General features: G+C 73.3%; 23 protein-coding genes. 7 read left to right on the top strand and 16 right to left on the bottom strand.

Features of this window, described 5'->3' with window-relative positions:
• Positions 1-86 precede the first annotated feature (86 nt).
• Positions 87-1,631, top strand: a complete 1,545-nt coding sequence (locus tag CR162_RS13880) for a class I adenylate-forming enzyme family protein (RefSeq protein ID WP_099096130.1) — start codon at positions 87-89, stop codon at positions 1,629-1,631.
• Positions 1,632-1,663: 32 nt separating this feature from the next.
• Here CR162_RS13880 and CR162_RS13885 read toward each other — a convergent pair whose 3' ends face one another.
• From CR162_RS13885 to CR162_RS13930, 10 genes are read right to left on the bottom strand one after another with little or no spacing between them, the layout of a single operon-like run.
• Positions 1,664-2,167, bottom strand: a complete 504-nt coding sequence (locus CR162_RS13885) for a TRAP transporter small permease (RefSeq protein WP_099096131.1) — start codon at positions 2,165-2,167, stop codon at positions 1,664-1,666.
• Positions 2,168-2,186: 19 nt separating this feature from the next.
• Positions 2,187-3,338: an acyl-CoA dehydrogenase family protein gene (locus CR162_RS13890; RefSeq protein ID WP_207791877.1), complete on the bottom strand. Its 1,152-nt coding sequence runs from the start codon at positions 3,336-3,338 to the stop codon at positions 2,187-2,189.
• Positions 3,339-3,343: 5 nt separating this feature from the next.
• Entirely contained in the window at positions 3,344-4,333 is a 990-nt protein-coding gene (locus tag CR162_RS13895; protein ID WP_218014899.1) for an NAD(P)H-dependent flavin oxidoreductase, read from the bottom strand.
• A 7-nt stretch (positions 4,334-4,340) separates the two neighbouring features.
• Positions 4,341-4,808, bottom strand: a complete 468-nt coding sequence (locus CR162_RS13900) for a MaoC/PaaZ C-terminal domain-containing protein (RefSeq protein WP_099096133.1) — start codon at positions 4,806-4,808, stop codon at positions 4,341-4,343.
• Between the two features lie 13 nt (positions 4,809-4,821).
• Positions 4,822-6,000: a thiolase C-terminal domain-containing protein gene (locus tag CR162_RS13905; protein WP_099096134.1), complete on the bottom strand. Its 1,179-nt coding sequence runs from the start codon at positions 5,998-6,000 to the stop codon at positions 4,822-4,824.
• A 37-nt stretch (positions 6,001-6,037) separates the two neighbouring features.
• Entirely contained in the window at positions 6,038-7,180 is a 1,143-nt protein-coding gene (locus CR162_RS13910; protein WP_099096135.1) for an acyl-CoA dehydrogenase family protein, read from the bottom strand.
• A 3-nt stretch (positions 7,181-7,183) separates the two neighbouring features.
• Positions 7,184-7,600, bottom strand: coding sequence for a Zn-ribbon domain-containing OB-fold protein (locus CR162_RS13915; protein ID WP_099096136.1), 417 nt, complete (start codon positions 7,598-7,600; stop codon positions 7,184-7,186).
• A 21-nt stretch (positions 7,601-7,621) separates the two neighbouring features.
• Positions 7,622-8,434, bottom strand: coding sequence for an enoyl-CoA hydratase/isomerase family protein (locus CR162_RS13920; protein WP_099096137.1), 813 nt, complete (start codon positions 8,432-8,434; stop codon positions 7,622-7,624).
• Between the two features lie 22 nt (positions 8,435-8,456).
• A complete protein-coding gene (locus tag CR162_RS13925) occupies positions 8,457-9,251 on the bottom strand; it encodes an SDR family oxidoreductase (RefSeq protein ID WP_099096138.1) in 795 nt (264 codons plus the stop codon).
• Between the two features lies 1 nt (position 9,252).
• Positions 9,253-10,029, bottom strand: a complete 777-nt coding sequence (locus CR162_RS13930) for an enoyl-CoA hydratase/isomerase family protein (RefSeq protein ID WP_099096139.1) — start codon at positions 10,027-10,029, stop codon at positions 9,253-9,255.
• A gap of 434 nt (positions 10,030-10,463) precedes the next feature.
• On the opposite strand from CR162_RS13930, the gene CR162_RS13935 reads away from it, so the two are divergent.
• The 5 genes from CR162_RS13935 to CR162_RS13955 are packed head-to-tail and all read left to right on the top strand — an operon-like array spanning position 10,464 to position 15,232.
• On the top strand, positions 10,464-11,675 hold the full coding sequence (locus tag CR162_RS13935) for an acyl-CoA dehydrogenase family protein (RefSeq protein WP_218014900.1): 1,212 nt from the start codon (positions 10,464-10,466) through the stop codon (positions 11,673-11,675).
• 1 nt (position 11,676) lies between these two features.
• Positions 11,677-12,774, top strand: coding sequence for an acyl-CoA dehydrogenase family protein (locus CR162_RS13940; RefSeq protein WP_099096141.1), 1,098 nt, complete (start codon positions 11,677-11,679; stop codon positions 12,772-12,774).
• 36 nt (positions 12,775-12,810) lie between these two features.
• Positions 12,811-13,956: a thiolase family protein gene (locus tag CR162_RS13945; RefSeq protein WP_099096142.1), complete on the top strand. Its 1,146-nt coding sequence runs from the start codon at positions 12,811-12,813 to the stop codon at positions 13,954-13,956.
• Positions 13,956-14,381, top strand: coding sequence for a Zn-ribbon domain-containing OB-fold protein (locus tag CR162_RS13950; RefSeq protein ID WP_176559854.1), 426 nt, complete (start codon positions 13,956-13,958; stop codon positions 14,379-14,381). Before CR162_RS13945 ends, CR162_RS13950 begins: the two co-directional genes overlap by 1 nt.
• Positions 14,378-15,232 (top strand): FAS1-like dehydratase domain-containing protein, encoded by an 855-nt coding sequence (locus CR162_RS13955; RefSeq protein WP_099096144.1) that lies wholly within the window; start codon positions 14,378-14,380, stop codon positions 15,230-15,232. The genes CR162_RS13950 and CR162_RS13955 overlap by 4 nt, the downstream gene beginning before the upstream one ends.
• Positions 15,233-15,294: 62 nt before the next feature.
• On the opposite strand, the gene CR162_RS13960 is transcribed toward CR162_RS13955, so the two are convergent.
• The 6 genes from CR162_RS13960 to CR162_RS13985 are packed head-to-tail and all read right to left on the bottom strand — an operon-like array spanning position 15,295 to position 22,270.
• On the bottom strand, positions 15,295-16,272 hold the full coding sequence (locus CR162_RS13960; RefSeq protein WP_099096145.1) for a zinc-binding dehydrogenase: 978 nt from the start codon (positions 16,270-16,272) through the stop codon (positions 15,295-15,297).
• Positions 16,269-17,399: a CaiB/BaiF CoA transferase family protein gene (locus CR162_RS13965; protein ID WP_099096146.1), complete on the bottom strand. Its 1,131-nt coding sequence runs from the start codon at positions 17,397-17,399 to the stop codon at positions 16,269-16,271. Before CR162_RS13965 ends, CR162_RS13960 begins: the two co-directional genes overlap by 4 nt.
• A complete protein-coding gene (locus tag CR162_RS13970; RefSeq protein ID WP_099096152.1) occupies positions 17,396-18,112 on the bottom strand; it encodes an SDR family NAD(P)-dependent oxidoreductase in 717 nt (238 codons plus the stop codon). The genes CR162_RS13965 and CR162_RS13970 overlap by 4 nt, the downstream gene beginning before the upstream one ends.
• Positions 18,109-19,341, bottom strand: coding sequence for an ABC transporter substrate-binding protein (locus CR162_RS13975; RefSeq protein ID WP_245870366.1), 1,233 nt, complete (start codon positions 19,339-19,341; stop codon positions 18,109-18,111). Before CR162_RS13975 ends, CR162_RS13970 begins: the two co-directional genes overlap by 4 nt.
• 37 nt (positions 19,342-19,378) lie before the next feature.
• Complete coding sequence (locus tag CR162_RS13980; RefSeq protein WP_099096147.1) at positions 19,379-20,995, bottom strand: class I adenylate-forming enzyme family protein; 1,617 nt, start codon at positions 20,993-20,995, stop codon at positions 19,379-19,381.
• A 3-nt stretch (positions 20,996-20,998) separates the two neighbouring features.
• The gene (locus CR162_RS13985) at positions 20,999-22,270 is read right to left on the bottom strand and encodes a CaiB/BaiF CoA transferase family protein (RefSeq protein WP_099096148.1); all 1,272 of its coding nucleotides are present in this window, start codon (positions 22,268-22,270) and stop codon (positions 20,999-21,001) included.
• Positions 22,271-22,473: 203 nt separating this feature from the next.
• On the opposite strand from CR162_RS13985, the gene CR162_RS13990 reads away from it, so the two are divergent.
• Positions 22,474-24,111 (top strand): sigma-54 interaction domain-containing protein, encoded by a 1,638-nt coding sequence (locus CR162_RS13990; RefSeq protein ID WP_218014901.1) that lies wholly within the window; start codon positions 22,474-22,476, stop codon positions 24,109-24,111.
• Positions 24,112-24,275: the final 164 nt, after the last annotated feature.

Genomic DNA, 24,275 nt, shown 5'->3' on the forward strand with positions numbered 1-24,275 from the left:
TCTCCCCATCCGCGCCCGTGCCGCGCGCCCCGTTGACGCATCATCGCCCCGCCCGCAGCCTGCGCGCGAAGAAGCAGGAGGACGCCATGACAGAAAGCCCCGCCGAGCCCGGCATCCTTGGCGCCGCGGCGCTGACCGTCGCGGACCTGTTCCGCGACCGCGCGGCGCGGCACCGCGACCGCGTCGCGCTCGAACAGGATGGTCGGCGCTGGACCTATGGCGCGCTGGAGGAACGGGTGAACCGCCTCGCCCGCGCGCTCGCCGCGCGCGGCGTCGGGCGCGGAGAGCGCATCGCCGTGCTGTCGGAGAACCGGCACGAATTCGTCGAGGCCGAACTCGCCGCCGCCTCGCTGGGCGCCATCGTGGCCTGCCAGAACTGGCGCCAGTCGCGCGAGGAACTGGCCTATTGCCTCGCCCTTGCCGACCCTTGCCTGTGCCTGGTCTCGGAACGCTTCGAGGCGCGCCTGGCCGAGGCCGGCGGCGGCGCGCTGCCGGGCCTGGTGTTCGGCCCGCGCTACGAGGCGGCGCTGGCCGCCGAAAGCGCCGCGCCGCCGCCCGACCGCGCCGAGCCGGAAGACGGCCTCGTCATCCTCTACACCAGCGGCACCACCGGCATGCCGAAGGGCGCGCTCATCAGCCAGCGCGCCATGGTCGCGCGCGCCATCATCGCCCGCGCCGACCAGAGCGCCTTCCCCGAGGAGACCTTCGTCGCCTGGTCGCCGATGTTCCACATGGGCGCGACCGACAGCGCGCTGGCGGCGCTGATGCATGGCGGCAAGGTCATCATCCACGACGGCTTCGACCCGGCCGCCCTGGTCGCGGTGCTGGCGCGCGAGGAGCTCGGCTGGCTCTCGGTCATGCCCGGCACCGCCGAGCCGCTGCTCGAGGAACTGCGCCGCACCGGCGCGCGCCCGCGCGGGGTCCGGCTGGTCGGCGCCATGGCCGACCTGATCGCGCCGGCCGCCATCGCCGAGCTGACCGAAAGGCTGCAGGCGCCGTTCCGCAACACCTTCGGCTCGACCGAGACCGGCCCCGGCCCGGCCAGCCGCGGCCGCATCCCGGTGGGCGCGACGCCGGCGCGGCTGTCCAAGGTGCAGAGCTCCTACTGCCGCATCCGCCTGGTGGACCCCGAGGACCGCGAGGTGCCCGACGGCGAGCCCGGCGAGGTCGCCTTCCGCGGCCCGAGCCTGTTCAGCGGCTACTGGCGCGCGCCCGAGACCAATGCGCGCGACTTCCGCGGCGGCTGGTTCCACATGGGCGACGTGATGCGGCGCAACCCCGACGGCACGCTCGATTTCGTGGACCGGGTGAAATACCTCATCAAGTCGGGCGGCGAGAACATCTACCCGGCCGAGATCGAGCGCGTGCTGCTCGCCTCCCCGCGGGTGAGCGAGGCGGTGGTGGTGCGCCGCCCCGACGCCCGCTGGGGGGAGGTGCCGGTGGCCTTCGTCGCCCGCCGCGACGAGACACTGACCGAGGCCGAGCTGATCGCCGCCTGCCGCGCCGCCATCGCCGGCTACAAGGTGCCCAAGGAGATCCGCTTCATCGAGGAAGCCGCGCTGCCGCGCAGCACCACCGGCAAGATCCGCCGCCACGAGCTGGAGGCGCTGCTGTCCCCGCCTCCCGCCTGAACCGGCGGGCATCGCCCAGGGCGCGGCGCGCGTCACGGCGCCGGCGCCCGGGGCGGCGCCACCTCGCGCACGGCCTGCAGCAGCATCCACGCCGCCATCGACCAGGTGCCGAGCGGCACCGCCCAGCGCGTCGGCCAGATCAGCACGTCGAAGGCGACCGCGCCGGTGGCCTCGCCGACCTGCGTCATCTCCCACGCCTCCTCGGCGCCGGCCCAGCCGAAGGCGGCCAGATAGACGGCCGAGAGCAGCAGCGCCGCCGCCTCCACCGCGCGGCGCGCGGGCGCCGGCAGGCGTTCGGTGAACAGCGTCACCGCAATGTGGTGGCGCTTGCGCTGCACATGGGCGAAGGGAAAGAACACCGTGGCCGCCATGAAGTAGTAGGAGACCATCTCGAGCGTGCCGGGCACCGGCCAGCGGAACAGGTATTTCAGCGTCACGTCGAGCGTGACGTTGACCATCATCAGCAGCAGCGCCGCCCCGGCGATCCACAGCATCGCCGCGGTGGCGGCATCGAGCGCGCCTTCGGCGGTTCGCATGACCGCGCCCCCCTGCCGCTCACAGCCCCATGCGGCGGGCGATGATCCCGCGCATGATCTCGCTGGTGCCGCCGCCGATGGTGCCCACGCGCGCGTCGCGGAAATACATCTGCATGTCGTGGTCCATCATGTAGCCGGCCCCGCCCATGATCTGGATGCCCATGTCGGCGCAGCGGCTGTTGTTCTCGGTCGCCACGACCTTGGCGATGGTGGTCTCGCTCACCGGGTCGAGGCCGGCATCCATCATCTCCGCCGCTCGGTAGGTCAGGGCGCGCGCCGCCTCGGCCATCATCCGCATGTCGGCGAATTTGTGCGCCACCGCCTGGAACTCGGTGATCCGCCGGCCGAAGGCGGTGCGATCGAGCGCGAAGTCGCGGGCGTCGTCGATGATGCGCTGGCAATTGCCGCTCGCCGCCGCGGCGAGGCAGAGCCGCTCGACATTGAGCCCGCGCATCAGGTTGCTCCAGCCCTGGCCGCGCCCGCCCAGCATGCGCGCGGCGGGCACGCGCACATCGTCGAAGAACACCTCGTTCACATGGATCATCCGCCGCCCCAGCGCGCGCAGCGGCCGGATGGTCAGCCCCGGGCTGCGCGCATCCACCAGGAACACGGTGATGCCGCGATGGCCGGCATCGGCCTCGGTCTTGGTCACCACCGCGAGGTGGTGCGCGACATGGGCGCAGGTGATGTAGATCTTCTGCCCGGTGATGACGAAGTCCTCGCCGTCCTGCACCGCGCGGGTGCGGATCGCCGCGGCGTCCGAACCGGTATGCGGCTCAGTCAGGCAGAAGGCGAGCCGGGTCTCGCCGCGCAGCAGGCCCGGCATGATCTCGGCCTTCAGCGCCTCCGATCCGCCGAGCAGCTGCCGCCCGCCATAGATCGCCGTGGTCAGCCAGGCCGAGGCCATCTGCGCGCTGTGCCAGGAGACGGCCTCGACGAAGACCGCGAGGTCCTTGAACGAGCCGCCCGCGCCGCCGATCGCCGTGGGGAAGGGCAGGCCGAGCCAGCCGTCCCGCGCCAGCGCCTCATAGGCGTCGAAGGGGAACTCGCCGGCCTCGTCGAGCGTGCGGATGCGCTCGCGCGGCAGCACGCGGGCGAGCAGCGCCCGCACGCTGTCACGCATCATGCGCTGTTCGTCGGTCAGGCCGAAATCGCGCCCAGGATCCTGCATCGCCATCATCCTTCTCCCTGCGCGCCCGCCAGCGCCGCCGCGCGTCCCGCCGCCGCGCGCGCCCCGGCGACGATGCGCGCCACCACCTCCCCCGCCGGGGGCAAATCGTCGATCAGGCCGACCGCCTGGCCGGCCCAGACCAGCCCCTCGTCGAGCGCGCCGCCGACCGCGGCGCGTTCATTCGCCGCCCAGTCCACCATGGCGAGCACGCTGTCGCGGTCCGCCCCCGCCTTCTCCGCCGCCTGGATGCGGCGGGTCCAGGCGCTGTCCAGCACCCGGCCGGGCATGCCGAGGCTCTGCTTGATGACCAGCGTGTCCTCGGGCTGCGCCGCCAGCAGCGCCGCCTTGTAGCGTTCATGCGCCGCCGCCTCGCGGGTGGCGACGAAGCGCGTGCCGAGCTCGATCCCGTCCGCGCCGAGCGCCAGCGCCGCGGCCAGGCCGCGCCCGTCCACGATGCCCCCGCTCGCCAGCACCGGGATGCCGACGGCATCCACGACCATCGGCACCGCCACCATCGTCGTCAGGTCCGAACGGCCGAGATGGCCGCCGCCCTCGTAGCCCACCGTCGCCACCACGTCGGCGCCGGCCTGTTCCGCCTTGCGCGCCTGCTCGGCGCCGGCCACCAGCACCAGGGTGCGGGTGCCGGTGCCCGCCAGCCGGTCGATCCAGGGCCGCGGATTGCCCGCGGTGAAGGAGAGCACCGGCACACCTTCCTCGACCGAGAGATCCACCAGCGCCGAGATGTCGATCCGCCCGATCGGGAAGTTCACCGCGAAGGGTGCGGCGGTCAGCGCCTTGGCCTTGCGGATCTCGGCGCGCAGCAGCTCGGGCTGGTGCAGCCCGGCCATGGCGATCTGGCCGAGGCCGCCGGCCGCCGAGACCGCCGCCGCCAGCTCCGCCCGCGCGACGCGCGCGAGCCCGCCCTGCACGATCGGGTAGCGGATGCCGAGCACGCGCGTCGCGCGCGTCTCCATCCGGTCGGCGGCGCCGTTCATCGCGCGCTCAGCCCGGCCGGCGGCGATAGAGCAGGGTCGCGCGCATCTCCTGCGCCACCGTGCCGTCCTGCTTCACGCAGCGCCGGTCGAGCGTGACGGTACCGCGGTCCGGCTTGCTCGATTCCTTCTTCGCCACCACCTTCGCCACCATGCGGATGGTGTCGCCGTGCTTGACCGGGGAGAGCATCTTCCAGCCGTCGATCTGCAGCAGCGCGAGCAGCGTGCCGTCATTGATGCCGCTGGCGTAGGTGAGGCCGCCCATCACCGCATAGACCAGCGGCCCATGGGCGATCGGCTCGCCGAACTGGGTGGTGCGGCAATACTCGAAATTGGTGTGGACCTCGTTGAAGTCGCCCGACAGGCAGGCGAAGTTGACGATGTCGGTCGAGGTGATGGTACGCGCCGGCGTCGTCAGCTCCTGGCCGATCTCGAAATCCTCGAAATACATCCCGCGCGGCTTGCCTGCGGTGGTCATGCTCCGTTCCTCCTCACGCCTTGTCCTTGCCGAGCAGCATCGTGCAGTGGGAGGACAGGATGCCGCCCTCATTGTGCACCAGCGCGATCTCGGCGCCTTCCACCTGCCGCGCGCCGAGGCCGCCGCGCAGCTGGCGCACCGCCTCGACGATGCCGAACAGCCCGCCCGCCGCGCCCGCATGGGCGTGGGAGAGCATGCCGCCATGGGTGTTCACCGGCACCGCGCCGCCGCCGATCGCCGCCCGCCCGTCGAGCCAGTAGCGGCCGCCCTCGCCGCGCGGGCAGAGCCCGAGCTCCTCGGCCTCGATGATCGGCACGATGCTGAAGCAGTCGTACAGCTCGGCCACGTCGATGTCCGCCGGGCCGAGCCCGGCCATGCGATAGGCCGCGGCGCCCGAGCGCGTGGCGCCGAACTCGGTCAGGCTCGGCGCGCACATGATGTGCTCATGCGTGTGGAACTCGCCGATGCCGAGCAGGTAGGCCGGCTTCGCGCGCAGGTCGGCCGCCCGCTCGGCCGAGGTGACGATGAAGGCGCCCCCCGCATCGGAGATCAGGCAGCAATCGAGCATGCCGAGCGGATCGGCGATCGGCTTGGCCGCGAGCACCTGCTCGCGCGTCAGCGGCGCCTTCATGTGGGCGTTGGGGTGCAGCAGCGCGTGCCGGCGCGTGGTCGCGGCCACCTCGGCCATCTGCTCGCGCGTGGTGCCGTATTCCAGCATGTGGCGGCGCGCGATCATGGCGTAGAAGCCGGGGATCGAGGATCCGTAGGGCTGCTCGAAATACGGGTGGCCGACCGCGGTCAGCGCCGCCACCGCCTGGTCGCGGCTCTGGCCGGTGGCGCGGTTCTCGCCGGCGGTCACCAGCACCACCTCGGCCTGGCCGGCGACGATCGCCTCGGCCGCGTGCTTCAGCATCACCGCCGGCGTCGCCCCGCCCACCACGAGGGAGGCGTTGAAGCGCGGCTGCAGGCCGAGATACTCGCACAGCACCGAGCCGAGCATGAAATAGGGCTCGGTGAAGGAATAGGCGGTCAGCAGCCCGTCGATGTCCGACGGCTTCAGACCGGCATCGTCCAGCGCGCGCTTCGCCGCCTGGGCATTCAGCCCGAGTCCGGTCATGCCCGGCACCTTGCCGATGTCGGATTCGCCGACGCCGACGATCGCCACCCGGTTCCGCAGGCTCGTCTCGCTCATCTTCCCGCTTCCTTGCCGCGGCGTCCCGTCGCGCCGTTCACAACCCGATCTCCCGCGCGATCAGCTGGCGCTGGATCTGCGAGGTCCCGCCGCCCACCGTGGAATTGCGCGCATCGCGCCAGTAGCGCTGCATGTCATGGTCATAGGTGTAGGCATGCCCGCCCAGCACCTGCATCCCGAGCGTGGTCAGCCGCACCAGCATCTCCGACGCATGCAGCTTCGCCATGCTCGCCTCCCGCGCGCAGGGCAGCCCCTGGTCGTAGCGCCAGGCGGCCAGCGCGGTCAGCCAGCGCGCCGCCTCCACCTCGGTCGCCGCGTCGGCCAGCGCGTGGGCAAGCGCCTGGAAGCGCCCGATCGGCTGGCCGAACTGCTCGCGCTCGCGCGCATAGGCCACCGCATCCTCCAGCGTCGCCAGCGCGCAGCCCAGATTGTAGGCGGCGATGGTGATGCGCTCGCGCTCCAGGTGGCGGGTGACGTAGCGCCAGCCCTGGTTCTCCTCCCCGATCAAGGCCGAGCCGGGCAGCCGCACCTCGTCGAAGTAGATCTCGTTCAGCCCGATGATGTGCCGCCCAACCGTGTCGAGCCGGCGCATGGTGATGCCGGGCGCGTCGTTGGGCACCAGCAGCAGCGAGATGCCCTTGTGCTTCGGCGCGTCCGGATCGGTGCGCGCCACCAGGATGATGTGGTTGTCCCTGGCATGGGCGCCGGTCGAGAACAGCTTCTGCCCGCTCACCACCCAGTCGCCGCCGTCGCGCCGCGCGCGCGTCCGCAGGGACGCCGCGTCCGAACCCGATTGCGGCTCGGTCAGGCTGAAGGAGAGCTTGGCCTCCCCGCGCGCCACCCGCGGCAGCACCGCGCGCCGCATCTCCTCGGACGCGAAGTCGCCGAGGATCGCCGCCCCCCAGGCGATCAGCGCGATGCGCGAGGCGATGTCCATCGACGGGCGGGCGAGCTCCTCATAGACGATGGCGCAATCCTGCATCGGGCTGCCGAGGCCGCCATGGGCGGCGGGCACCACCATCGCCGGGAAGCCGGCCTCGACCATCGCCGCGTGCAGCGTCTCGGGGAACTCGCCCTCGCGGTCCCAGCGGCGCACCGCCTCGCGCGGGCAGTGGCGGCGGACGAAGGCGGCCGCACTCTCGCGCAGCAGCCGCTGCTCCTCGGTGGGGGCGAAATCCATCGCTCAGCCCCGGCCGCCGGCGCGGCGGAACTGCGGCACGGCGGCGCCCTCGCCGCGATCCTCGAAGCAGACCGCGACGGCATCGCCGATCGCCGTGTCTAGCGCATCATCGCCGAGGATGTTGGCCATCATGCGCGGGCCTTCCTCAAGGTCGATCAGCGCCACCACATAGGGCACGCGCGGGGCGAAGGCGGCGAGCGGCGCGCGGCGGATGATCGTGAAGCTGTGCACCGTGCCGCGGCCCGTGGCCTCGACCCAGCGCAGGTCGGCGGACCAGCAGGCGGGGCACAAATGGCGCGGCATGAAATGCGTCTGGCCGCAGGCATCGCAGCGGCGGATCAGCAGCCGCCCCTCCCGCGCGCCCTGCCAGTAGGGGGCGGAATCGGCGTTGACGACGGGGCTCGGCAGCGTTTCGGTCATGCTCTCGGGTTCCTGTCGGGCTCAGCGGCGCGCCGCGGCGGCGGCGGCCGGGAAATCGGCGGGCCGGCGGTCGAGCATCGCCGCCAGCCCCTCGCGGAACTCGGGGTTGGACATGGCCAGCGCCTGGCCCAGCCCCTCATAGGCGAACATCTCCTCGAGGCTGCTCTCGAAGCTGCGCGCCATCAGGATCTTGGCGAGGCCCATCACCTCCGCCGGACCGGAAGCGAGGCGCTGCGCCTCGGCGAGTCCCGCCGCGTCGAGTTCGGCATCGGGCACCACGCGGCCGACCAGGCCGATCGCCAGCGCCTCGGCCGCCGTCAGGCTGCCGCCGCCGAACAGGAAATCCTTGGCGCGCGCCATGCCGATCAGCCGCGGCAGCGTGTACATCATGCCGATGTCGGGAATCGCGCCGAGGCGGAAGAAGCCGGCCATGAACATCGCGCCCTCGGCGGCGATCAGCCGGTCGCCGGTGAGCGCGAGGCCCATCCCGCCACCCACCGCATGGCCGTTGACGCCGATCACCACCGGCTTCTCCAGCGTCATCAGCGGCACCAGCCAGCGGCCGAGGCGGCGGAAGCGGCGATGCACCGGCCAGGGGTCGCTCGCCTCGCGCAGCATCCGCAGGTCGCCGCCGGCGCAGAAGCTCGGCCCCGCGCCGGTGAGATAGACCGCGCGCACGGCGGGGTCGGATTCGGCTTCCTCGACCGCGGCGCCGAGCGCGACGCGCATCGGCTCGTCGAGCCCGTTGCGGTTGCGCGGATTGTCGAGGCGCAGCACCAGCACCGCGCCCTCGCGCCGCCGCCTGACCAGCTCCCCGCCCGGATCGGTGCTCATGGCCTTGCCCTTTCCTTCCGCGTCACGCCGCGACATGCTTCAGCCAGCGCCCGCCATCGACGACGAGGTTCTCCCCCGTCACATAGGCGGCGAGCGGCGAGGCGAGGAACACCGCGGCATTGGCGACATCCTCGGTCCGCCCGAAGCGGCCGAGCGCGGTGCGCCGGCGTTCCAGCTCCGCCACGCCGCGGTCCTCATAGAGCCGGCGCACCCCTTCGGTGTCGGCGATCGGCCCTGGCGAGATGGTGTTGCTGCGGATGCCGTCCGGCCCCCATTCGACCGCCAGGCTGCGGCTGAGCGAGAGGATGCCCGCCTTGGCCGCCGCCGCATGGGCCGCGCCCGGCCAGCCCGACAGCGCGTTCATGGTGACGATGCTGATGATCCGCCCGCCGCCGCGCGACGCCTTGAGCGCGGCATAGGCGGCGCGGCAGCAGTGGAAGGTGCCGTTGAGGTCGATGTCCACGACCGTCTTCCAGCCATTGGCCGAGAGGTCGGCGGTCGGGCAGAAGAAGTTGCCGGCGGCGTTGTTCACCAGGATGTCGAGCGCGCCGAAGCGTTCGACCGTGCGCGTCACCGCCTCGTGCACCTGCTCGTAGGAGCGCACATCGGCCTGGAAGGCGGCGACCTCGGCACCCTCGGCGGCGAGGCGCGCCGCCGCGGCGTCGAGCGTTGCCTGCCTGCGGCTGGCGATCACCACCCGCGCGCCGAGCCGGGCATAGGCGGAGGCGATGGCGAAGCCGATGCCGCTGCCGCCGCCGGTGACGAAGGCCACCTGGTCGGCGAGCAGCCCGGGCGCGAAGGCGGTGCCGGCGAGCATGTCAGGATCCCTTGCGCGGCGCGGATTGCCGCCGGCGGGCGGCGGCCAGCGCGGCGCGGTGCGAGGCGGTGGTGGTGGCCAGCGCGAAGGCGTCCGCCTCATGCGCCAGCGCATTGTCGAGGCCCTGGCCCCAGCGCTGGCGGCACAGCGACTTGGTCAGCGCCAGCGCCTCGCGCGGCAGTGCCGCGACCTCCTGCGCCAGCGCCAGCGCCGCGGCGTCGAAGCCGGCCACCGGCGCCACCCGCCGCGTCAGGCCGAGCCGCCGCGCCTCCTCGGCCGGCAGGGTGCCGCCGGTCAGCAGCAGGTCGAGCGCGACGGCGCCGCCGAGGCGCGCCTGCAGCAGGAAGGCGGCGCCGCCATCGGGCACGATGCCCAGATGCACGAAGGGAAAGCCGAGCCGGGCATCCTCGGCGAGCAGCAGGATGTCGGCCGCGAGAGCGAGCGAGGCGCCGCCGCCATAGGCCGCGCCCTGCACCGCCGCGACCACGATCTTGTCCATGCGGATCAGCGCGAGGTGCTGCGCCTGCGCGAGCAGGATGCGCTCGCGCCAGGCGAAGGCGTCCTCGGGCATGTCGTCGAGATCGGCGCCGGCGCAGAAGGCGCGGCCTTCCCCGCGCAGCAGCAGCACGCCGATGCCGGGGTCGGCGGCGACCTCGCGCAGCCGCGCGGCGATGGCGTGGCGCATCGCCGCGGACAGCGCGTTCAGGCGATCCGGCCGGCACAGCCGCAGCACCGCAACGGCGCCGTCGCGCTCCAGCGCGACACCCTCCGCGCTCATGGCGCGCCGGCTCCATCGCGCTGATCTGAGCGCATGGCTGTTCCTCCCGCGGGGCAGGACGTCGCCGTCGCGGCGCGCACCATGCCTCCGAGGATGAACGCAGCAATGCATGTGCCAGCGGCGCGGGCCGCCGCATCCGGGCCGGTGCATGCGTCTGCCCTTCCCGGCATTGTCGGCGCTGCGGACATGATGTCCGCGCCGCGCGCAGCGAACGCCATCGCGCTATGGAGGGCTTGAATCGGCGATGGCGCGACGTGACACTGCGGGGCCGTTGCATCGATGCCGCGAGGACGCTGGCACGCCGCGCGCAAGGCACGTCGCGCAAGACGGGCCGCGCCGGAGGCGTCGGGGGGGGCTGGCGCCACCCGGGCGCCACGGGATGCGGCGGTCCGGCGGGCGGGATTTGGAAGAATGAGCGGAGGAACTCCATGGACTTGACGCTGACCCCGAAGCACCGAGCACTGCGCGAGGAGGTCGATGCCTTCATCGCCGCGCATCGCGGCGCCGCGCCGCGCCCGGGCGGCGGGCGCAAGCGGCCCGACCGCAAGGCGCTGGACTGGCAGGCGCTGCTGCTCGAGCACGGCTATTTCGCGCGCACCATCCCGCGCGAATACGGCGGCTTCGGCGCGCCGCACGACGTCATCGAACTGGCGATCATCGCCGATGCGTTCAGCCGCGCTGGCATCTCGCCTGGCATCCACAACCAGGGCATCAGCATGCTGGTGCCGACTCTGCTCGAGGTCGGCACCGAGGAGCAGAAGCGGCGCTGGATCGGCCCCACCATCCGCGGCGAGACGATCTGGTGCCAGGGCTATTCGGAGCCGGGCTCGGGCTCCGACCTCGCCGCCGCGCAGACCCGCGCCGTGGTCGAGGACGGGCATTTCGTCATCAACGGCCAGAAGATCTGGACCAGCTCGGCGCATTTCGCCGACATGATGTTCCTGCTCTGCCGCACCGAGCCCGACAAGTCGAAGCATGCCGGCCTGTCCTACCTGCTGCTGCCGATGAGCGCGCCGGGCATCGAGGTGCGCCCGCTGCGGACCATGACCGGCCGCGCCGAGTTCAACGAGACCTTCTTCACGGACGTGCGCGTGCCGGTGGACCAGATCGTGATGGGCCGCGGCGACGGCTGGCACGTCGCCAACGTCACGCTGAAGTACGAGCGGATGCTGCTCGGCGATCCCAACAAGCTGCAGCAGCGGCTTGAGGCGATCCGCCGCATGATGGAGCAGCCGGGCGCCGACGGCGCGCGCCTGCTCGACCGCGCGGAATGGCGCGACCGGCTGCTGCGCCTGCAGGGCGAGGTGATCGCGGCGCGCAACCACAACATGCGCCTGCTGACGGAAACCGCCGAAGGGGTGGATTCGGGCCTCGGGCGCTTCATCGTGAAGTATCACGGCACCATGCTCGCGCACCGGCTCGCCTCGCTGGCGCTCGACGTCATGGGCAGCACCGGCCTGCTCTATGAGCCGCAGGGCGAGGTGGCCGAGGACGATCCCGCCACCACCTGGCAGATCGACTACATGTACGACATCGGCCTCATCATCGGCGGCGGGTCGTCGAACATCCAGAAGAACATCATCGGCGAGCGCGGCCTCGGCCTGCCGCGCGAGCCCAAGGCGGCGGTGCCGGCGGGGAGGAACTGAGATGCGGTTCGGATTGACGGAAGACCAGGGACTGTTCGGCCGCTCGCTGCGCGGCTTCCTCGCCGACCGGCTGCCGCTCGACGCGCTGCGCCGGCTCGCCGAAACCGGCACCGGCTTCGATGCCGAGCTGTGGCGCGGCCTCGGCGAGCTCGGCCTGCATGGGCTGCTGGTGCCCGAGGAGCATGGCGGCGCCGGGCTCGGCATGCTCGATGCCGCGCTGGCGGCCGAGGCGCTCGGCTACCATGCGGCGCCCGCGCCCTTCGCGGCGGCGCTGGTGATGGCCGTGCAGGCCTTCCGCAGCGCCGGCGACGCCGAGCAGCAGCGCCAGTGGCTGCCGCGCATCGCGCAGGGGCAGGCGCGCATCGGGCTCGGCTTCGCGGGGCTGGCCGGGCAGACCGGCCGGGCGGCGCTGCGGCTCGAAGGCGGGCGCCTGTCCGGCGCGCTGGACGGGCTGATGGATGGCGGCGAGGCCACCCATTTCCTCGCCTACCTGCCCGATGGCCGCGCCGCGCTGATCGAGGCCGGCGCGCCGGGCGTGACCGCCACGCTGCGCCGCAGCGTGGACCGCACCCGCGCGCTGGTCGATCTCGACCTCGCGGGTGCGGCGCCGGTGGCGCTGCTGCAATCCTCGAACGATCCGCTCGCCGCGGCGCGGCGGGTGCGCGACGCGGGGCGGGTGATGCTGGCGGCCGACACGCTCGGCGCCGCGCAGAACATGCTCGACCGCGCCGTCGCCTATGCCAAGGAGAGGGTGCAGTTCGGCCGCGTCATCGGCAGCTTCCAGGGCGTGAAATACATGTGCGCCGACATGGCGACCATGCTCGAACCCTGCCGCGCCATGGTCTGGTACGCCGCCTACGCGCAGGACGCGGTGCCGGAGGAAGCCGCCATGGTCGCCGCCCACGCCAAGGCCCACCTGGCCGAGGTCGGGCGCGAGGTCGCCCGCCTGGCGACCGAGGTGCATGGCGGCATGGGCTTCACCGACCTGCTCGGCCTGCACCACCAGTTCAAGCGCATCACCTTCGACCGCCAGGTCCTCGGCGGGCCCGAGCGCTGCCGGCACGACGCGGCGGTGGCGCAGGGCTGGGTCGCCGCCTGAGCCTGCAATTTCCGCGAAAGTTGAAGGAGGAAAGCCATGTCATTGCGTGAAAAGGGCGCGATCACCGGGGTGGGCGAAACCGCCTATTCCCGGGAATCGGGCCGCAGCGTGCTGTCGCTGCAGCTCGAGGCCTCGCTGAAGGCGATCGAGGATGCCGGCCTGAAGCCGTCCGACATCGACGGCGTGATCCCCTATTCCGGGGTCGTGGCCGAGGATTTCATCACCAATCTCGGCCTGCCCGACCTGCGCTTCTCGGCGGTGACGCCGCTTGGCGGGGCGAGCTGCGTCGCCGCGGTGCAATGCGCCGTCGCCGCGATCGCCGCGGGCATCTGCAACCATGTGCTGATCCCGGTCGGGCGCAACGGCGCCTCGGGCGGGCGCATCGGGATGCGGGTGCAGCAGATGCCGCAGTTCCGCCTGGTCGGCGAGTTCGAGATGCCGCTCGGCGCCATCGCGCCGGCGCAGCTCTACGCGCCGATGGCGCGCCGGCACATGGAGCTCTACGGCACCACCAGCCGGCAGCTCGGCGAGATCGCGGTCTCGACCCGCGCCAACGCCATGCTCAACGGCAACGCCGTGATGACGAAGCCGATGACGATCGAGGACCACCAGGCCTCGCGCATGATCTCCGACCCCTTCCGGCTGTTCGATTGCAGCCTTGAGAGCGACGGTTCCTGCGCCATCGTGGTCAGCGCCGCCGAGCGCGCCCGCGACCTCCGCAAGCCGCCGGTGGTGGTGATGGGCGTCGCCGAGGGCCACCCGGATTCGCCCAGCGTCATCACCCAGCGCCCGGACATGACGCGGCTGGGCATCGCCAAGGCGGCGCCGCGCGCCTTCGAGATGGCCGGCGTCAAGCACGACGACATCGACGTGGCCGAGATCTACGACTGCTTCACCTACATCGTGATGTGCCAGCTCGAGGATCTGGGCTTCTGCAAGAAGGGCGAGGGCGGCCCCTTCGTCGAGAGCGGCGCGATCCGCCTCGGCGGCAAGCTGCCCGTCAACACCCATGGCGGCCTGCTCAGCCAGGCGCACATGGTGGGCATGAACCACATCGCGGAGCTGGTGCGCCAGCTGCGCGGAGAGGCCGGCAAGGCCCAGGTGCGCGACGCCGAGATCGGCCTCGTCACCGGCTATGGCGACATGGGCGACGGCTCCGTCGCCATCATGCGGAGGGGATGATGAGCGCGACCGGAACCTACAACAAGCTCGTCCCCGAGCCGACGCCGCACAGCGCGCCCTACTGGGAGGGGCTGAACCGCCGCAAGCTGCTGCTGCAGAAGTGCCGCGGCTGCGGCGAGATCCGCCACTATCCGCGGCCGATGTGCCCGTCCTGCCACTCGATGGAGGTGGAATGGGTCGAGGCCAGCGGCCGCGGCGTGATCCACAGCTGGACCATCACCCACCACGCCTTCCACCCCGGCGTGCGCGAGGACCTGCCCTATACCCTCGCCACGGTCGATCTCGAGGAAGGCGTGCGGATGCTGGCGCAGCTGCGCGGCGTGCCGGACGACAAGCTGCGGATCGGCCTGCCCGTGCGCGTCGAGTTCGAGACGGTGAAGGACGGCCTCACCCTGCCCTACCTTGTCCCGGGAGAGCCGGCATGAAGATCGACATCGACGCGCTGCGAAGCCATATCGGCCGCAAGATCGAGGAGACCGACGAGGCGACGCTGCCGCCCATGCGCGGCATGACCGTCGTCTTCGAGCGGCCCGAGCCCGCGCCCAAGCGGGGCGACCCGGTGCCGCCGGGCTGGCACTGGTGCTTCTTCGTGCCGCTCGCGCCGCGCTCCGTGCTCGGCGCCGACGGGCTGCCCACCTCCGGCGGCGTGCTGCCGGAGATGCCGCTGCCGCGGCGGATGTTCGCCGGCCAGGCCTATACCTTCCACGCGCCGATCCTGGTCGGCGACGAGCTGCGGCGCGAAACCGAGCTCGCCGACCTTCAGCTGCGCGAAGGCGGCACCGGCACCATGGTGTTCGCCACCGTGCGGCGGCGGATCTACACCCCGCGCGGCCTCGCGGTGACCGAGGACCAGCACACCGTGTTCCGCGAGGCGGCCGACCCCGCCGCCCCCGCGCGCGCGCCCAAGCGCGACCCGGCGCCCACCGATGTCGCCTGGCGGCGCACCTATGCCCCCGACACGGTGACGCTTTTCCGCTACTCGGCGCTGACCCTCAATCCGCACCGCATCCACTACGACCGCACCTATGCGATGCAGGAGGAAGGCTATCCGGGGCTGGTGGTGCATGGGCCGTTCTCGCAGCAATGCCTGCTCGACCTGCTGCGCGACAATCTTCCGGGCAAGGCGATCCGCAGCTTCACCATGCGGGCGCGCGCGCCGCTGTTCGACACCGCGCCCTTCACGGTGATCGGCCGGCCGACCGCCGAGGGCGCCGAGGTCTGGGCGGTGGGCCCGGATGGCGGCATCGCCATGCAGGCGAGCGCCACGCTCGGCTGAACCGCGCCTGGCGGGGCGGGGTGCGGCCCCTTCCCGCCATTCGCTTCCGGCCGGGGCGGGGATCAGCCTTCCAGCAGCACCCGCCCGGGCAGGCCCCCGCGCGCGACGAGGCCCAGCGCCTCGGCCGCCGCGGCAAGCGGCAGGCGCCGATGGATGCGCGGCCGCAGCCGCCCTTCCAGGAACAGCGCGAAGATCGCCGCCTGCGCCGCCGCCACGCGGGCCGGCTCGCGGTCGCGGTGGTCGGCCCAGTTCAGGCCGAGCACGCCGACATTCTTGACCAGCAGGTAGTTGCTGCGGATCTGCGGGATCTCCCCGGCGGCGAAGCCGACCACCACCAGCCGCCCGCAGGGGGCGAGGCAGCGCAGCGCGGCGGCGGTGAGGGCATCGCCCAGCGGGTCGATCACCACATCCACCCCGCGCCCGCCGGTCGCCGCCGCCACCTGCTCGCGCAATTCCGCCCCCTGGTCGAGCCGCAGCGCGGCATCGGCGCCATCGGCCAGGGCGGCGGCGGCCGCCGCCTCGCTGCGGATGCCGGCCAGCACCCGCGCGGCGCCGAGCGGGCGGGCCAGTTGCAGCGCCGCCGCGCCCACCGCGCCCGAGGCGCCGAGCACCAGCACGTTTTCCCCCGCCGCGAGGCCGCCGCGCGCGGCCAGCGCGAAATGCGCGGTCTGGTAGTTGAGCCCGAGGGCGGCCGCATCCGCCGCGCCGATCCCCTGGGGCACCGGCAGGCAGGCGGCGGCGGGCAGCGCCACGCGCTCGGCGAAGGCGCCGTATTCGACATGCGCGATCACCCGCGCCCCGCGCGCCGGGGCCGCCGCGCCGCGCGCATCCAGCACCCGCCCGACGATGGTCTTGCCGGGGATGAAGGGCAGCGGCGGGCGCGTCTGGTAGCGCCCGCTCACCACCAGCGCGTCGGGGTAGTTCACCTCGGCCGCCTCGAAGCCCAGCAGCACCTCGCCCTCGGCCGGCGCCGGCTCGGGCAGCTCGCGCAAGACGATCGCCTCGGGGCCGGCGTAGTCGGTCAGCAGCGCCGCCTTCATGGCGCGAGCACCGCGGCGTTGTCGGCGCCGAGCGCCGGGGCGGGGCGGATGCCCGGCGGGCCGCGCAGCGCCGGGGCGAGCGGCACCGGCAGCGCCGGCATCTGCTGCCCCTCGGCATTGGCGAGGCGGTGGCCGAACAGCCCGCGCGCGGCGAAATGCGGGTCGTTCATGGCTTCCTCCACGGTGGCGACGATGCTGCAGCAGCAGTCGCGCCCGGCGATCGCGGCGCGCCAGGCATCGGCGTCGCGCGCCGCCACCAGCGCGGCCACCCGCGCCGCGGTGCCGGCGGGGTCGCGCGCATCATCGCGCCATTGCGGCTCCAGCCCGATGATGTCGCAGAACACGGCCCAGAAGCGGTCCTCGATCGGCGCGGCGGCGAGCACCCGGCCATCGGCGGTCGGATAGAGCCGGTAGCGCGGCGTGCCGCCGGTCACCAGCCCGTCGCCATTGCCGGGCCAGCGCCCGGTGGCGAAGCCCTGCCCCATCGCCCAGTAGAGGAAGGGAAACAGGTTGTCGGTCATGGCGATGTCGAGCCGCTGGCCGCTGCCGGTCGCCTGGCGGGCGTGCAGCGCCATCAGGATGTTCATCACCGCCGGGTAGGCGCCACCGGCGATGTCGGCGATCAGCGCCGGCGGCACCACCGGCCGCGCGGCGTCGCCGAAGCCCAGCGAGAGCAGCCCGGCATCGCCGATGTAGTTGAGGTCGTGCCCCGCCGCGTCGCGCTTCGGCCCGCTCTGCCCGTAGCCGGTGATCGAGCACCAGATCAGCCGCGGGTTGCGCGCCATCACCTGCCCGGGGCCGAGGCCGAGGCGCTCCATCACGCCGGGGCGGAACTGCTCGACCAGGATGTCGGCGCGCTCGATCAGCGGATCGAGCCGCGCGCGCTGCGCGGGGTCCTTGAGGTCGAGCGCAACGCTGCGCTTGCCGCGGTTGAGCAGGGCGAAATTGGCCGAATCCGCCCCCCAGGGCGGCTGGTAGCCGCGCATCTCGTCGCCCGTGCCGGGGCGTTCGACCTTGACCACCTCGGCCCCCGCCTCGGCCAGGATCAGCGTCGCCAGCGGCCCCGGCAGCAGGGTCGAGAAATCGAGCACCAGCAGCCCGGCGAGCGGCCCGGCGGCGGCGCTCATTCGGCGATCCCGTGCGCGCCGTCGATGGTCAGCGTCGTGCCGGTCATGAAGTCCATGCCTCCCTCGAACAGCGTGCCGACCAGCCGGCCGACCTCCTCGGCGCGGCCGTAGCGCCGCAGCGGAATGCGCGTCATCAGCCGCTCGTGCAACTCCTGCCCGGCCAGGGCCTCGCGGTTGAGGTCGGTCTCGATGTAGCCGGGGGCGACGCACAGGGCGCGGATGCCCTCGGGCGCCCATTCCACCGCGAGGCAGCGGGTGATCGCCCCGACCGCCGCCTTGGCGGCGCAATAGGCGAGCGCGCCCGGCACGCCGAGCCGGGCGTAGAAGGAGCCGATATTGACGATCAGCCCGCCCCCGGCGGCTATGAGATGGGGGCGGATCTCGCGGCAGCCGACCATCACCGCGGTGGCGTCGAGGCGCATCACCGCCTCGAACTCCGCGGTGGTCAGCCGGGCGCTGCGGCGGTGATGGACGGCGCCGGCATTGTTGACCAGGCCGACCACCGGCCCTTCCTCGGCGGCGCGGGCGAAGGCGGCGCGCAGCGCCTCCTCCTCGGTCACGTCGCAGGCGATGCCGAGGCCCGAGGCGCAGACGCCGCTGCGCGACAGCCCGACGACGCGGAAGCCGCGCCCGGCGAGGTCGGCGGCGATGGCGGCGCCGATGCCGCGGCTCGCCCCGGTGACGACGACGGCGCCGCGCGTCGGCGCGCTCATGGGCGGCGCACCAGCGGGCACTCGCTCTCGGCGAGCGGGCGATAGGCCTCCTCGCCGGGGATCGCGCCGGCCACCTCGAGCAGGTCCCATTCGCCGCGGCTGTCCTGCGGGCGCTTGGCGCGCAGCAGGTACATGTCGCGGATGACGCGCCCATCCTCGCGGATGCGGCCGTTGCGGGTCATGAAGTCGTTGATGGGCGTGGCGCGCATGCGCGCCATCACCGGCTCGGCGGCATCGGTGCCGGCGTCGCGGATGGCGTTGAGGTAGTGCGTCACCGCGCCCCAGACGCTCGCCTGCATCATGGTCGGCGGGCGGCCGTGGATGGCCTCGAAGCGGCGGGCGAAGGCGCGCGTCTCGTCATTCTGGTCCCAGTAATAGGCCTCGGTGAAGACCAGCCCCTGCGCCGTCTGCAGCCCCATCGCGCGGACATTGGTCAGCAGGCAGAGCAGCGCCGCCGGCTGGATGCCGCGCCGCGCCAGCCCGAACTCGCCCATCTGCTTGACGATGTTCACGAGGTCGAGCCCCGCCGCCGCGATGCCCACCACATTCGCCCCCGAGGCGGCGGCGCGCAGCAGGTGGGAGGAATAGTCCGTCTCGCCCAGCGGGGCGCGCACCGCGCCCGTCACCTCCCCGCCCAGGCGGCGGACGAGCTCGGCGGCGTTCTGCTCGAGCGAATGGCCGAAGGCGTAGTCGGAGGTGAGGAAGAACCACTTCCGCCCGCCGCCGCGCACCAGCGGCGTCACCGTGCCCTTGGCCAGGGCGTAGTTGTCGTAGGTCCATTGCACGCCGAGCGGCGCGCAGGCCCTGCCGGTCAGCTCCGTGGTGCCGGGCGCGGTGGCGATCGCGATGCGCCGCTTCTCCTGGGCCAGCGGCTGCACCGCCAGCGCCACGGCGGAATTGCCGATGCCGAAGATGGCGTCCACCTTCTCCTGGTCGTACCAGCGCCGGGCGATGCCGAACCCGACATCGGCCCGGTTCTGCAGGTCGCCATGGATCAGCTCGATCGGCGCGCCGAGCACGCGGCCGCCGAAATCCTCGATCGCCATGCGCGCCGAGACGACATCGCCCATGCCCTGCTGGTCGGCGAAGACGCCGGACATGTCGTCCAGCACGCCGAGCTTCACCACGCCGTCCGACACCGCGCCCTGCGCCCGCAGCGCCGGCGCGCCCAGCGCCGCCAGCCCGCCGGCCGCCAGCGCCGCGCGCCTCGTGACATGCCTCATGGTCATGGTCGCTCCCTCCTTCGTTCCGCCGCCGCGCGGCGGTTCATGCTTCGCCCGCGCCGGCGCGGCGCACCGGCTCGGGCCGCAGCGTGCCGGCCCTGGCCATCGCCGCCAGTTCCCGCTTCAGCACCTTGCCGCTCGCGGTCAGGGGAAAAGCGTCGAGCCGCAGGAACCATTCCGGCATGTCATAGCGCGACAGCCCCTCGGCGGCGAGATGCGCGAGCAGCGCCTCGGCCCCGATCTCGCCGATGACGGCGAGGCAGACGCGCTCGCCCAGCCGCTCGTCGGGCACCGGGAAGGCGGCGGCGCGCGCCACCGCCGGGTGGCGCAGCGCCAGCGCCTCGATGCGCGCGGGATGGATGTTGTGCCCGCCGCGGATGATGAGGTCCTTGCTGCGCCCGACCACGCGCAGGTTGCCGCGCGCGTCGATCATGCCCAGATCGCCCGAGAGGAACCAGCCCTCGCGGTTGAAGCTCGCCTCGGTCGCCGCCTGGTTGCCGAAATAGCCGAGCATCAGCGCCGCGCCGCGGCCGCCGATCTCGCCGATCTCGCCAGGTGCCGCGGGACGGTCCGGATCGGCCGGGTCGAACAGGCCGATCGTGTAGGCGCGGCCGCCGCGCCCGCAGGTCTCGACGATCACCTCGGTCGGGTCGTCGGGGTGGGTGTAGTGGTGCGAGGAGTTCTCGGTCATGCCATAGACGTTCTGCGGCCGCACGCCGAGCCGCACGAAGGCCTCGGCCACCGCCGGCGGGATCGGCGCCCCGGCCATGTAGAAGCAGCGCACCGCGCCGAGCGCATCGAGGCCGCGTTCGCCCGCCGCCGCCAGCACGTCCATCGCATGGGTCGGCACGCCGAGCACATAGGTCGCGCGGTTGCCGAGGATCCAGTCGAGCCGCCCGGTGCCCGCCGGCGGGTCGTCGGTGACCAGCAGCGCGCCGGCGACCAGCCATTGCGCCACCGCCACCCAGGCGATGTGGTGCGACAGCGGCGACAGGGTGAGGATGACGCTGTCCGGCCCATGCCCCCAGTCCCGCACCAGGTCGCGGGCATTGGCGAGCAGCGTGTTGTCCGAATGCATGACGCATTTCGGCGTGCCGGTGGTGCCGGAGGTGAAGGCGAGATAGGCGACCTTGTCGGGGTCGGCCACCGCCGGGCCCGGCGCGGCGCCGGGGCCGGGGAAGCCGGCGGGCGTCAGCACCGCGGCCAGCCCGGGCAGGGCGCCGAAGCGCGCCACCGGGTCGGCCAGCCGGTCGGCGCCCCAGCCCGGCTCGCTCAGCAGGGCGCGGGCGGAGAGCGCGGCGAGCAGCGGCGGGATCTCATCGGCGGTGTAGGTGCGGTGCAGCGAGGGGTTGCAGGCGATGCCCTGCCGCGCGCAGGCGAGGAACAGCACCAGCGTCTCCAGCCGGTTGCCGGCCCAGATCGCCACCCGTTCCCCCGCGCCGATGCGGAGCGCCCCGTCCAGATGCGCCGCCACCCCGTCCACCCAGTCGCGCAGCGCGCGCCAGCCCAGGGTGCGCGTGCCGTCGCGCGCCGCGGGGGCCTCGGGCCGCGCCTCGGCATGGGCGGCGAGCAGGCCGTAGAGCGTCTCCCGCCGCCACAGCCCGGCCTCGTAATGCGCCCGCGCGGCAGCCGGATGATGCAGGGTGAGGAAGGGCCGCATCGGCTACAGCGCCCCTTCCGCCTTCAGCGCCGCGACCCGCGCCGCGTCGAGGCCGAGCCATTCCCCGAGCACCGCCGCGGTGTCGGCGCCAAGGCGCGGCGGCGGCAGCCGCGGCCGGTTCGCCGCGCCGTCGAGCAGGATGCCGGTGCCGACCTGCGGCATCGCCGTGCCCTGCGCCTCGACCTGGTAGAACAGGCCGCGCGCGATCAGCGCCGGGTCGGTCACCACCTGGTCCACCCGGTTGATCGGCCCCGCCGGCACCCGCGCGGCGGCGAAGGCGGCAAGCCATTCGGCGCGCGGGCGGCCGCGCAGGATGTCCTGGATGTCGGCGACGATCGCGGCGCGATGGGCGCGGCGCAGCGCGTTGCTGCCATGGCTCGGATCCCGCCCGCGCTCCGGCCGGCCCACCGCCTCCCAGAAGCGGCGCCAGATGCCGTCATTGCCGAGGCCGAGGGTGATCGGCTCGTCCGCCGTCTCGAAGGCCTGGTAGATGGCGATGACGCTGTCCCGCCCGCCCGAGCGGCGCGGCACCTCCCCCGACCCCAGAAAGGGGACGATGCGGCAGGTGAGGAAGCGGGTCATGCTGTCGGTCAGCGCGATGTCGATGCTGCGCCCGCGCCCGGTGCGTGCGCGCGCGAACAGCGCCGCCATCGCCGCCATGGCGGCGTCCTGGCCGGCCAGCATGTCGGCCGCCGGCGCGCCCACCTTCTGCGGCTCGCTCTCGGGCGTGCCGGTCAGGTCCATGACGCCGGAATAGCCCTCGGCGATCAGGTCGTAGCCGGCATGGTCGGCGCGTTCCCCGGTCAGGCCGAAGCCGGTGATCGAGACATGGATCAGCTCCGGCCGCGCCGCGCGCAGCTGCTCGGGCGCAAGGCCGAGCTTGGCGAGGCTGCGCGCCGGCTGGTTGACCAGCAGCACGTCGGCCTGCCCGATCAGGCCGCGCAGCACCTCCGCCCCGGCGGCGGAGGTGATGTCGAGGGTGACGCTGCGCTTGTTGCGGTTGACGGCGACGAACCACAGCGATTCGCCGTCGAGGAAGGGCGGGCCCCAGGCGCGCGCGTCGTCGCCGGCGCCGGGCCGCTCCACCTTCACCACCTCGGCGCCGAGGTCGCCGAGCAGCATCCCCGCATACGGCCCGGCGATCGAGGTGGTGAGGTCGAGCACCCGCACCCCGTCGAGCAGGTCGAAGGCGCCCGCCCCGGCGGCGAGCAGCGGCAGCGCGGCGCCGGGCGGGGCGTCGTGTGCGGGGGTGGCGACCTTGTCGGCCTGGTCCATTGGGCGATCCTCCTCATGCCGCGACGCCGCGGCGGCCGGCGCCGCGCCGGCGGGCCGCGCCTGGTTCCCGGGGTTGCATCCGACGTGCCAGAGCCGCGGCCCGGCGGAGGCCCGCCATCGCGCCGCCACCCCGGGCCCCTGGCGCGGACAGTCGCGCCGGCCTAGTGTCCATGGCAAGGACACTCATGCGGGGAAGAAACGCCATGCCGCGAACGCAGCCGGCCGTGTCGCCGGGATGCGGCGCCGCCATCGTCGAGCATGGCGGAAGGATCGCCGCCCATGGCCTCGCGCGCTCGCGCGAGGTGGCGGCCTGCCTCGCCGACCCGGCATGGATGGCGGCGCTGCGCGGGCGCCGGCTCGCCACCCTGGCCACCCCGCGCGGCCGCTTCCTGGTGCTGCTGATGCCGCTGGACGGGGCCGACCTGGTCGTGTTCAGCGAAGCGCCGGGCGATGCGGTGCTGGAGTTCGTCGCCGCGGTGGATTTCGCCTGGGACATCATCGAGCACGTCGTCACCGACCCCTTCGACGCCATGACCGTGGTGGATGACCGGGCGCGGGTCGCCTACATCTCGCCGGTGCATGAGGCGTTCTTCGGCCTCGACCGCGGCGGCGGCATCGGCCGCCCGGTGCGCGAGGTGATCGAGAACACCCGGCTCGACCGCGTGCTCGCCACCGGCAAGCCGGAAATCGGCGAGATCCAGCGCATGCGCGGGGCCGAGCGGGTGGTCTCGCGCATCCCCATCGCGCGCGAGGGCCGCGTGGTCGGCGCCATCGGGCGGGTGATGTTCAAGGGGCCGCAGCAGGTCGAGGCGCTGGCCCGCCACGTCAACGCGCTGCAGCGCGAGGTGAATTTCTACCGCCGCGAGGCGGCGGCGCTGCGCGGCGGCACGGTCGGCAGCCTCGACGACATCGTCGGCGAGAGCGCGGCGATCCGCCGGCTCAAGCGCGACATCGCCAAGCTCGCCCCGCTCGACGTGCCGGTGCTGATCCATGGCGAGAGCGGCACCGGCAAGGAACTGGTGGCGCGCGCCCTGCATGCGCTGAGCCCGCGCCGCGCCGCCGCGCTGGTGGCGGTCAACGGCGCCGCGCTGCCGGCCAGCCTGGTCGAGAGCGAACTGTTCGGCTACGCGCCCGGCGCCTTCACCGGGGCCGACCGCAAGGGGCGCAAGGGCCGCTTCGAGCAGGCCGCCGGCGGCACCATCCTGCTCGACGAGATCGGCGAGATGCCGCCCGAGACCCAGGCCAAGCTGCTGCGCGTGCTGCAGGAAAGGACGGTCGAGCGGGTCGGCGGGGAGGCGCCGCTGCCGGTGGATTTCCGCCTGGTCTCGGCCACCCATTGCGACCTCAAGCGCATGGTGGCGGAAGGGCGCTTCCGGCTCGACCTGTTCTACCGCATCAGCCCGGTGGTGATCGAGGTGCCGGGCCTTGCCGAGCGGCGCGAGGACATCCCCCTGCTCGCCCGCCACTTCCTGCATGAGCTGGCGCAGCGCCACCGCCGGCCCGAGCCCGAGCTCGACCCGGCGGCGGAGGCGCTGCTGCGCCAGGCCGACTGGCCCGGCAATGTCCGCGAGCTGCGCCACGCGGTCGAGCGCGCGCTGATCTTCGCCGAGGGCGAGCGCCTGACCCCCGCCGCCTTCCCGGATGTCGCCGTCGGCCTGCCGCGCCCGCCCACGGCGGCGGAACCGCGGGGCGCGCGGCTGGCGGACAGCATGGCCGCGCTCGAGGGCGCGAAGATCCGCGAGGCGATGCAGCGCAACCGCGGCAACAAGAAGCGCGTCGCGGCGGAACTCGGCATCTCGCGGACCTATCTCTACAAGCGGCTCGCCGAGATCGATACGTGAGGCCGGGCGGCGGCCAGATCGATGGCGGCGGTGTTGGGCCACGCCAGCCGCGGTGGAGCCGCGCGGTCATGCCGCAAGGAACTGCTGCCGGAGGCGGGCAGGAAGGGTCGAACCCGGCGCCCTCCTGTACCGCACCCGGTTCTCTGGACAATGGGTCGCCTTAC

Origin of the sequence: Teichococcus rhizosphaerae (assembly GCF_002631185.1) — a bacterium.
GTDB lineage: Bacteria > Pseudomonadota > Alphaproteobacteria > Acetobacterales > Acetobacteraceae > Pseudoroseomonas > Pseudoroseomonas rhizosphaerae.